Here is a 9594-nt window from a genome sequence, read left to right on the forward strand (position 1 = left end):
CTGCCTAGACCAGACGAACCTTTTCCGCTTGCAGTCCTTTTGGACCTTGCACCACCTCGAACTCAACGGCCTGGCCTTCTTCAAGCGTCTTGAAACCGTCGCTCTGAATGGCCGAGAAGTGGACAAAAAGATCTTCGCCGCCTTCTTGCTTGATAAAGCCAAAGCCCTTTTCTGTGTTGAACCATTTGACCGTGCCTGTAACCCTTGCCATTGCCGTTCTCCCGACATCTCGTGCGCAGACTGCATAGCGCAGCCAGCCTCATCACCTCAATCAAACCGCTAAAGGCAGGGGCATGGCTACTGTCAAAGTTGACAGGTAGAGGGGTTTGGCTGGAGGGATAAGGTGGATGTCAGGACGCCTTCGCGAGCAAGCCCGCTCCCACATTTGACCGTGTACAGCCTGTAGAAACGCGGTCGAATGTGGGAGCGGGCTTGCTCGCGAAGAGGCCAGCAGAGGCACTACAAAACTCAGGAATCCCGACGCAAATCCGGCGGAATCGGCAGGTCTTTGAGCGGATCCGGCCGCTTGCCCTTGCCCGCGCGGTATAGGCGGATCTGATACACGTCGCGCGCGAACTCCAGACCACCACTTGCACGCAGTGGATGATTGCTCGCGAAAAACTCAAGGGCGCCGCGTTTACCCAGCAAGCACGCGTTATCGTTAACGAACTTCGCGAGCAAGCTCGCTCCTACAGTGTGGGGTATCAAGCATCTTTGAAGCCCGGCAAACCATGAGCAGCACGCCACGCCTTCACTGTCAGAGCAACTCCTTCGGCAGAGCTATCGTTACTCGGCGCAGGGTAGAAAATTAAGTCAGAACCATCCGGATGCCCAGAGATCTGCCGAAATTGCTCAATCAATCCACCCAGCTCGGCATCAGTCCCCCCCTTGTTGGCGATTAGTATTTGATTGATAAGGCTTACAAATTCTTCTTCTGTGTAATCAGTAATATTTGCCATATCTACTTACGACCTCCTGTGAAGATCAATATGATTTTTCGGGGTGTTTACCCCTAGATTGTCCACGTCATAAACGGCACCGCCATCAGCAATGCGCTCGATATGATGTATTTCGTAAGTACTTCTTTGGCCCACAGAATCCTTGTCCCGAACAACAGGAGCATTTCCGGTCGATAAACGATCCCGAGCACTCTGACTTAGCTGACCCAACAACTCAGGATCATTGCTTATAGCCATCCAGAACGCCTTCCGAAACGAATCAAAACTGCCGAAGTTCTTTCCCCGCAATTGATCAGCGATTCGTGTCGGAATGGGCGCTCCGAGCCCCGCACCAGCACCCGCTAACCAGGGACCTGCTACATCCTGCCCCCGCCCCGTCACAACCCCTGGCTGAAGGCGCACATTCATCACGATATACAGCGGCTTCACACCCGAATCCGCCGGAAACACGAGAATAAAATCCTTGTATTCAGGCGGGTAAATCGGGTTGACGATGATGTTATCCGCTTGCTCGGTCGGCGGGTAAATCCAGATGTTCGGAGCCTGCGGTGCGCCCTCCAATGGCGGAATACCGGAGGTGCTGGACGGATCAACCGCCGGCGTCCAGATCAGGGTCACCCCATCACCAAAGTCGGCCACTTGTTGGGCGCCCCGCGCCTGAAACTGCACAACCGGTATCATTTCCCAGTCAGGGCGTTTCTGGGTGTTGTATCCATACCCCTTCAAGGCCCCATCAGCTTGTTGCTCTACATACAACCGAAGCCGCGTACGGCCATTTTTCATCGAATGGAGCTGTTCGTCCGTGTACAAGCTACTGTCGCCAAGGCTCGAAGGCCAAAGCAACGCAACCAGACCGGCCAATGCGCTGCTGGCAACACCCGTCGTTACAGCACCGGCTGCCGCAGTACAAAGACCTCCACAGGAGGCTCCTGTAGTCGTCGCCGCCCCACCCAATCGCAGCGTTCCGAGCGCTGCCGGCAACTGGTTGCCCCTGATTTTCTTGAGAACGATGGTGCCCGCAGCGTCCGCCTCACGCCCACCCAGCAGGGCGAAGGTGCCGTAGTCGCCGACGGCCAAGGTGGGAATCGCCCCACTGAAATTCGTGTAGTCAATCGCACCATCAGGCAACGTACAGGGTTTGGTAAAGGTACAGGCCAATTGCTTTTCAATAGGTGCAGGCCTTGGCAGCGCCCCGATTGGCTCAGCAGGTGGCGACTCTGACCTCTCTTGCGCACGTGCCGGGTGGTAGCCACTTTCCAGCCCCCTCCACCACCGGCCGCTTGTGTCTTGGCTCAATGGACTGAACGGCTCATCCAGCACCAGGAACCAGTTCCCATGCTCTACCGCCTCTAGCATCTGGCGCAATTTAAACTCAGATAACCTATTACGATAAACGCCGTAGCAACCAAAGGCGGTTTTCAATTCATCCAGCCCCGTCATATGCAGGTCTCTCTCCAAAGACCAACGGACATGACCGACCGCAAAAAATGGAGATTCGATCTTTTCAAAACCAATCCCTAATCGCTCACGATCTTGCCAGCGAATGAGTCGGTCCCACATAACAAAGTCCCTTAGCAACGCGTATCCGTGATTTCGAGGTTTATGCTTTGGCACGGGAAGGGATGTTGCTGAGCGACGCTAAACCAAACAACTGACCGTTCGGCTAGCTATGGGATGGAAAGCGAAACGTCCGACAGGTATTTAGGGTTGCTGGTGGGAAAGTCGATCTCTAGTCTTCGGACACCGCTGCAAACGCAGCGGGCGGGCGTCGCGGCCCGAGTGAATTCAGGGTACCTCCAGCATATTCTCCAGGAGCGTCACCATGACCAAAACAACTTCCCATAACCTGCGCAACGCCGAAAAAGGCGCTATCGAAGATAGCTATTCCTCCTCCCACAACGCCCCCGTCGTGCTATTCAGCGTCATCGACGGCATCAGTACCGAAGACCTGCTGGTCAACCTCACCGAAACACTGGCTTCAGCCCATGCGCTGACCTGCGACTTTGCCTTTGAACTGGAAGGATCGCGGCGGGAAGGCGCGCTGGGGATTGCACAGTTAATCGAGGTGGGGCGGTTGCTGGCTGATCGAGTGCTGGATGACATAGCGCCCTTGCCGGCGACTTAAACGTTGCCATAGGCAATGCGAGATTTTTTGTTGCCTGGGCGGACGCCTTCGCGAGCAAGCCCGCTCCCACATTTGACCGCGTTTCTACAGGATATACACGGTCAAATGTGGGAGCGGGCTTGCTCGCGAAGAGGCCAGGAGGGACGCTACAAAATCAGGAATCCCGACGCAAATCCGGTGGAATCGGCAGGTCTTTGAGCGGATCCGGCCGCTTGCCCTTGCCCGCCCGGTACTGGCGGATCTGATACACGTACGCCAACACCTGAGCCACCGCCAGATACAACCCGGCCGGAATTTCCTGGTCCAGGTCGGTGGAGTAGAAGATCGACCGCGCCAACTCCGGCGATTCCAGCAGCAGGATGTCATTGGCTACCGCAATCTCGCGGATTTTCAACGCCGTGAAATCACTGCCCTTGGCCAGCAACATCGGCGCCCCACCCTTCTCCGGGTCGTACTTGAGCGCCACGGCGTAGTGGGTCGGGTTGGTGATGACCACATCGGCATCGGGCACCGAGGCCATCATCTTGCGCTGGGACATCTCGCGCTGCAGCTGGCGAATCCGCTGCTTGACCTCGGGCCGGCCTTCCTGGTCCTTGTGCTCGTCGCGCACTTCCTGCTTGGTCATCAGCAGTTTCTTGTGGCTTTCCCACAGCTGGATCGGCGCATCCACCGCGGCAATGATGATCAACCCGCAGGCCATCCACAGCGAACTCCAGCCCACCACTTGCACACTGTGGATGATCGCCAGCTCGATCGGCTCATGGGCGATGCGCAGCAGGTCGTCGATGTCGGACGACAACACCGTCAACGCCACAAACAGGATCAGGATGAACTTGGCCAAGGCCTTGAGCAGTTCCACCAGGGCCTTGGTGGAAAACATCCGCTTGAGCCCGGCCGCCGGGTTCATCCGGCTGAATTTGGGCGCCAGGCTGCCGGCGGCAAACAGCCAGCCGCCGAGGGAAATCGGGCCGATCAGGGCCGCCAGCAACAAGGTGATGAGGATCGGCTGTACCGCGAGGATCGCGATCTTGCCCGAGTGCAGCAGGTACAAGCCCATGGCCCCCGGGCTCAGCAGCACGTCGCGGGGCAGGGAGAAATTCAGGCGCATCAACTCCATCAGGTCCAGGGCCAGGCCACCGCCATAGATCAGCAGGCCGCCGGAACCGGCGAGCATGATCGCCAGGGTGTTGAGCTCTTTGGAGCGGGCAATCTCGCCCTTTTCCCGGGAGTCCTTTTTACGTTTCTCCGTGGGGTCTTCTGTCTTGTCCTGGCCACTCTCGCTCTCGGCCATGGCTTACCGCGCCCGCGCCAAGTCACGTAAAAACTGCAAGGCGTCGGTCGCCAGCGGTTGATACTGATTGAGAATGTCAGCCATGCCGACCCAGAAAATCCCCATGCCCAGCACCAGGGTCAACGGGAAACCGATGGAGAAGATGTTCAACTGCGGCGCCGCCCGGGTCATCACGCCAAAGGCGATGTTGACCACCAGCAGCGCAGTGATCGCCGGCAATACCAGCAGCAAGGATGCACCGAGCACCCAGCTCAAGCGCCCCACCAGTTCCCAGAAATGATTGACCACCAACCCGCTGCCCACCGGCAAGGTGGTGAAGCTTTCGGTCATCACCTCGAACACCACCAGGTGGCCGTTCATGGCCAGGAACAGCAAGGTCACCAGCATCGTCAGGAATTGCCCGATCACCGCCACCGACACGCCGTTGGTAGGGTCGACCATGGACGCGAAGCCCATGCCCATCTGGATCGAGATGATCTGCCCGGCGATCACGAAGGCCTGGAAGAACAGCGTCAGGGAGAAGCCCAGCAAGGCGCCGATGATGATTTGCTCGGCGATCAACATCATTGCACTGAGGTCCAGGGCATTCACCGGTGGCATCGGCGGCAAGCCCGGCACGATGACCACGGTGATCGCCACCGCGAAATACAGGCGGATGCGCCGTGGTACCAGGGTGGTGCCGAACACCGGCATGGTCATCAGCACGGCCGTGACCCGGAACAACGGCAGGATGAACGAGGCCACCCAGGTGCTGATCTGGGTGTCGGTCAAGGCCAGCATCGAATTCACGGGGTCAGCCGATCAACTGCGGAATACTGCCGTACAGCTGCAGGATGTATTCCATGAAGGTTTGCACCAGCCACGGGCCGGCGACGATCAGGGTGATCAGCATCACCAGCAGGCGCGGCAAAAAGCTCAGGGTCTGTTCGTTGATCTGGGTCGCGGCCTGGAACATCGCCACCAACAGGCCCACCAACAGGCTCGGCACCACCAGTACGGCGACCATCATGGTGGTCAGCCACAGGGCTTCGCGAAACAGGTCGACTGCTACTTCTGGCGTCATGGCCTACACCCCACCGAAACTGCCGGCCAGGGTGCCGATAATCAGCGCCCACCCGTCCACCAACACAAACAGCATGATCTTGAACGGCAGCGAAATGATCAGCGGCGACAGCATCATCATACCCATGGCCATCAGCACACTCGCCACGACGAGGTCGATGATCAGGAACGGAATGAAGATCATGAAGCCGATCTGGAACGCGGTCTTCAACTCCGAGGTCACGAACGCCGGCACCAGGATGGTCAGCGGCGCCATGTCGGGGCTGGCGATGTCGGTACGCTTGGACAACCGCACAAACAACTCAAGATCGCTGGAACGGGTCTGCGACAGCATGAAATCCTTGATCGGGCCCTGGGCCTTGTCGATCGCATCCTGGGCGGTCATTTTCTCCGCCAGGTACGGTTGCAGGGCTTGCTGGTTCACCTTGTCGAACACCGGCGCCATGATGAACAGCGTCAGGAACAGCGCCATGCCGGTGAGGATCTGGTTCGACGGCGTCTGTTGCAGGCCGAGGGCCTGACGCAGGATCGAGAACACGATGATGATGCGGGTGAAGCTGGTCATCAGCATCACGAACGCGGGGATGAAGCTCAGCGCGGTCATGATCAGCAGGATCTGCAGGCTGACCGAATACTCCTGCGCGCCCGCCGCGTTAGTGCCCAGGGTGATCGCCGGGATCGACAACGGGTCTGCCGCGTACGCCAGCGGCGCTGCCAGCAACAGCATGAGCGTCAATAAAACGCGCATTACTTCTTATCCTTCTGATCCTTGCCCAGCAACTCCATGAGGCGCTGGGCGAATTCCGGCGTGGCCGCTTGGGTCTGGGCCACTTCCACAGGCGACTTGAGCACGTGCAACGGGGTGATGCGACCGGGGGTGATGCCCAGCAGGATCTGCTCGTCGCCGACCTGCACCAGCACCAGCCTGTCCCGCGGGCCAAGGGCGCGTGAACCCACCAGCTCGATGACCTGGGCATTGCCCGGGCCGATGCGCTGCACGCGGCGCAGCACCCAGGCGAGCACGAAGATCAGCCCCACCACCAGCAACAACCCCAGCACCAACTGGGTGAGTTGCCCGCCCACACCGCTGCCGAGTGCCGGCGCAGCCGCCTGGGCAACCGGTTCTGCTGCCATTACGCTCAAGGGCAGCGTCGATAACAGTCCTACCAATGAGCGCTTCATATCAACGCAACTTCTTGATGCGTTCGCTCGGGCTGATCACGTCGGTCAGGCGGATGCCGAACTTCTCGTTGACCACCACCACTTCGCCATGGGCGATCAGCGTGCCGTTGACCAGCACGTCCAGCGGCTCGCCGGCCAGGCGGTCCAGCTCGATCACCGACCCCTGGTTGAGCTGCAGCAGGTTGCGGATGTTGATTTCGGTGCTGCCGACTTCCATGGAGATCGACACCGGGATGTCGAGGATCACGTCCAGGTTCGGACCGTCGAGGGTCACCGGGTCATTGTTCTTCGGCACGCTGCCGAACTCTTCCATGGGAAGGCGGTTGCCAACCGGTGCGGTGGCCGCATCGGCCGCCAGCAGTGCATCGATATCGTCCTGGCCGACATCGCCGGTTTCTTCCAGGGCAGCCGCCCACTCGTCAGCCAGGGCCTGGTCTTCGGCGGAAGTGTTTTCGTGTTCGGTAGCCATTACATGTCCTCGGCGGAGCAGAAATTAAGGTGGATCAGCGACGGTTGATCGGTTCGATCACTTGCAACGCCAGGTTGCCTTTGTGAGAACCGAGCTTGACCTTGAACGACGGCACGCCGTTGGCGCGCATGATCAGTTCTTCCGGCAGGTCGACGGGAATTACATCCCCCGGCTGCATGTGCAAAATATCCCGCAAACGCAGCTGGCGACGGGCCACGGTGGCGCTCAGGGGTACGTCGACGTCCAGCAGGTCTTCGCGCAGGGCTTTCACCCAGCGTTCGTCCTGGTCGTCGAGGTCGGACTGGAAACCGGCATCGAGCATCTCGCGCACCGGCTCGATCATCGAGTACGGCATGGTCACGTGCAGGTCGCCGCCGCCGCCATCGAGTTCGATGTGGAAGGTGGAGACCACAATGGCTTCGCTGGGGCCGACGATGTTGGCCATGGCCGGGTTCACTTCCGAGTTGATGTACTCGAAATTGACTTCCATGATCGCCTGCCAGGCTTCCTTCAAGTCGATGAAGGCCTGCTCCAGCACCATGCGCACCACCCGCAACTCGGTCGGGGTGAATTCACGGCCTTCGATCTTGGCGTGACGGCCATCGCCGCCGAAGAAGTTGTCCACCAGCTTGAACACCAGCTTGGCGTCGAGGATGAACAGCGCGGTGCCGCGCAGTGGCTTGATCTTCACCAGGTTGAGGCTGGTGGGCACGTACAGCGAGTGCACGTATTCACCGAACTTCATCACCTGCACACCGCCCACCGCCACGTCCGCCGAGCGGCGCAGCATGTTGAACATGCTGATACGGGTGTAACGGGCAAAACGCTCGTTGATCATTTCCAGGGTCGGCATGCGTCCACGGACGATGCGATCCTGGCTGGTCAGGTCGTAGCTTTTGACGCTGCCGGGCTCGGCAGCCATTTCGGTCTGTACCAGACCATCGTCGACGCCATGGAGCAGCGCATCGATTTCATCCTGGGACAGCAGGTCCTGCACGGCCATGTCGTGATCCTACTGCAATACGAAATTAGTGAAGAGCACCTGCTCGATCACAGGTTTGCCGACTTCCTTCTGGGCCACTTCCTGCACGCTGGCAGTGACCTTCTGGCGCAGCATTTCCTGGCCCACCGGGGTGGCGAGGGTGTCGAAGGGTTGGGCGGAAAACAGCATCACCAGGTTATTGCGGATCACTGGCATGTGCACCTTGAGGGCATCCAGGTCTGCCTGGTTACGCGCCAGCAGGGTAATGCTCACCTGCAGGTAGCGTTGACGGCCGTTCTGATTGAAGTTGGCGACAAACGCCGGCAGCATCGGCTCGAAGATTGCCGGTTGCTTGACGTTGGGGTTGACCTCGGCCGTGGCGGCCGGTTTGCTCTGGGCACTGTGCATAAAGTACCAGGTAGCCCCCACGGACAAGCCGATCGCCAGCAACAAGGCCAGGACAATCAGCAGGATAAGCTTGAGCTTGCCCTTGCCTGCGGGTGCTTTTGCTGCGTCGTCGCTCTTCGCCATGCCAATAATCCGTCACTATTCTGGGATTCATAGTTCTGGGGAAAGGCAAGAGCAAGTGTTATGCCAGAGTTGTCAGTTCGGTCACGGTTTCGCCGACACTGCAAAACCAATGTGGGAGCGGGCTTGCTCGCGAAAGCGGTGGATCAGCACCTGTAACGGTGACTGACACTCCGTATTCGCGAGCAAGCCCGCTCCCACATTTTGATCATCGCCAGGCCTCGGATCAGGCGTAGTAGTCCACGGCACTGGAGCCAATCACCGACTGCACCACCGGCGCGGCCACTTCAGCCACCTCACCGATACCGCCGCCATCAATCCCATCACCCCGCCCGCCACTGCCGCTGACGCCGCGAGCCTGGTTCTGCTGTTGCTGGTCCTGGCCCTGCTGCCCCTGCCAGCCACGGGACTGGTCCGACACGTTGACGTCGACCTGGCCCATGCCCTGCTGGGCAAACATCTCCCGCAGGCGGCCCGACTGGCTTTCCAGGGCTTCACGCACCACCGCATGGCCGCTCATGAAGGTGACTTGCGCCTGCTGGTCGGCGGACATCTTCACGCTGATGTCCAGGCGACCCAGCTCAGCGGGCTGCAACTGGATCTCTGCCGACTTGAGGTTGGCGCTGGACAGGTACATGACCCGGTTCACCACCTCATCGGTCCAGCCACTCTGGTGCATGGCCAATGGCGCGTTGGCCACCGGCGGCAGGGCATTCGCAGTTTTCGGCGTGGCAGCCTGGGTCAGCGCGGCGAGGCGGTTGGCGAAGTCATCGACACGGGTGTCGCTGCTGGCATCCTTCAAATCCTTGAGGCCGCCGTCGATCAGACCGGCAAAGGCTTTGTCGCCGCCCTGGTCGGTGCTGTCCTTGGACGCTTGCTGGTCGACCATATTGGCCAGGCCTGTGACGAAGTTTTGCGCGGCGGTCGGCTGATCCTGGGTCGGGGCCGGGGCGGTTTTTGCCGGGGCCTGGCTGCTGGCGGACACGTGTCCGCCCT

13 protein-coding genes and 1 pseudogene are annotated in these 9594 nt (G+C 59.6%); 1 reads left to right on the plus strand and 13 read right to left on the minus strand.

Going from position 1 to position 9594, the window contains the following annotated elements; genetic code table 11:
* Positions 1-4: 4 nt before the first annotated feature.
* From HX869_RS18205 to HX869_RS18220, 4 genes and pseudogenes are all read right to left on the minus strand, one after another.
* Positions 5-211 (minus strand): cold-shock protein, encoded by a 207-nt coding sequence (locus HX869_RS18205; protein ID WP_177027722.1) that lies wholly within the window; start codon positions 209-211, stop codon positions 5-7.
* Positions 212-468: 257 nt separating this feature from the next.
* Positions 469-564, minus strand: a pseudogene (locus HX869_RS31595) (hypothetical protein); the annotation flags it as partial.
* Between the two features lie 140 nt (positions 565-704).
* On the minus strand, positions 705-959 hold the full coding sequence (locus tag HX869_RS18215) for a bacteriocin immunity protein (RefSeq protein WP_087694328.1): 255 nt from the start codon (positions 957-959) through the stop codon (positions 705-707).
* 6 nt (positions 960-965) lie between these two features.
* The gene (locus HX869_RS18220; protein ID WP_178903445.1) at positions 966-2519 is read right to left on the minus strand and encodes an S-type pyocin domain-containing protein; all 1554 of its coding nucleotides are present in this window, start codon (positions 2517-2519) and stop codon (positions 966-968) included.
* Between the two features lie 262 nt (positions 2520-2781).
* Here HX869_RS18220 and HX869_RS18225 point away from each other — a divergent pair, with 262 nt between their 5' ends.
* Positions 2782-3084, plus strand: coding sequence for a DUF6124 family protein (locus tag HX869_RS18225; RefSeq protein WP_256347211.1), 303 nt, complete (start codon positions 2782-2784; stop codon positions 3082-3084).
* 154 nt (positions 3085-3238) lie between these two features.
* On the opposite strand, the gene flhB is transcribed toward HX869_RS18225, so the two are convergent.
* The 9 genes from flhB to HX869_RS18270 form a co-directional block, all read right to left on the minus strand.
* Positions 3239-4375, minus strand: coding sequence for a flagellar biosynthesis protein FlhB (gene flhB / locus HX869_RS18230; protein ID WP_008430191.1), 1137 nt, complete (start codon positions 4373-4375; stop codon positions 3239-3241).
* Positions 4376-4378: 3 nt separating this feature from the next.
* Entirely contained in the window at positions 4379-5155 is a 777-nt protein-coding gene (gene fliR, locus HX869_RS18235) for a flagellar biosynthetic protein FliR (protein WP_003214551.1), read from the minus strand.
* 13 nt (positions 5156-5168) lie between these two features.
* A complete protein-coding gene (gene fliQ / locus HX869_RS18240) occupies positions 5169-5438 on the minus strand; it encodes a flagellar biosynthesis protein FliQ (protein ID WP_003214552.1) in 270 nt (89 codons plus the stop codon).
* 3 nt (positions 5439-5441) lie between these two features.
* A complete protein-coding gene (fliP, locus tag HX869_RS18245) occupies positions 5442-6185 on the minus strand; it encodes a flagellar type III secretion system pore protein FliP (protein ID WP_003214554.1) in 744 nt (247 codons plus the stop codon).
* On the minus strand, positions 6185-6619 hold the full coding sequence (fliO, locus tag HX869_RS18250; RefSeq protein WP_023659254.1) for a flagellar biosynthetic protein FliO: 435 nt from the start codon (positions 6617-6619) through the stop codon (positions 6185-6187). Before fliO ends, fliP begins: the two co-directional genes overlap by 1 nt.
* 1 nt (position 6620) lies before the next feature.
* Entirely contained in the window at positions 6621-7088 is a 468-nt protein-coding gene (gene fliN, locus HX869_RS18255; protein ID WP_003214557.1) for a flagellar motor switch protein FliN, read from the minus strand.
* Positions 7089-7122: 34 nt separating this feature from the next.
* The gene (gene fliM / locus HX869_RS18260) at positions 7123-8091 is read right to left on the minus strand and encodes a flagellar motor switch protein FliM (protein ID WP_003214559.1); all 969 of its coding nucleotides are present in this window, start codon (positions 8089-8091) and stop codon (positions 7123-7125) included.
* Between the two features lie 9 nt (positions 8092-8100).
* Positions 8101-8601: a flagellar basal body-associated protein FliL gene (gene fliL, locus HX869_RS18265; protein WP_003214560.1), complete on the minus strand. Its 501-nt coding sequence runs from the start codon at positions 8599-8601 to the stop codon at positions 8101-8103.
* Positions 8602-8824: 223 nt separating this feature from the next.
* The coding region (locus HX869_RS18270) for a flagellar hook-length control protein FliK (protein ID WP_178903446.1) at positions 8825-9594 on the minus strand (770 nt) is incomplete at its 5' end.

Source organism: Pseudomonas sp. P7779, from assembly GCF_013386315.1.
Classification (GTDB): domain Bacteria; phylum Pseudomonadota; class Gammaproteobacteria; order Pseudomonadales; family Pseudomonadaceae; genus Aquipseudomonas.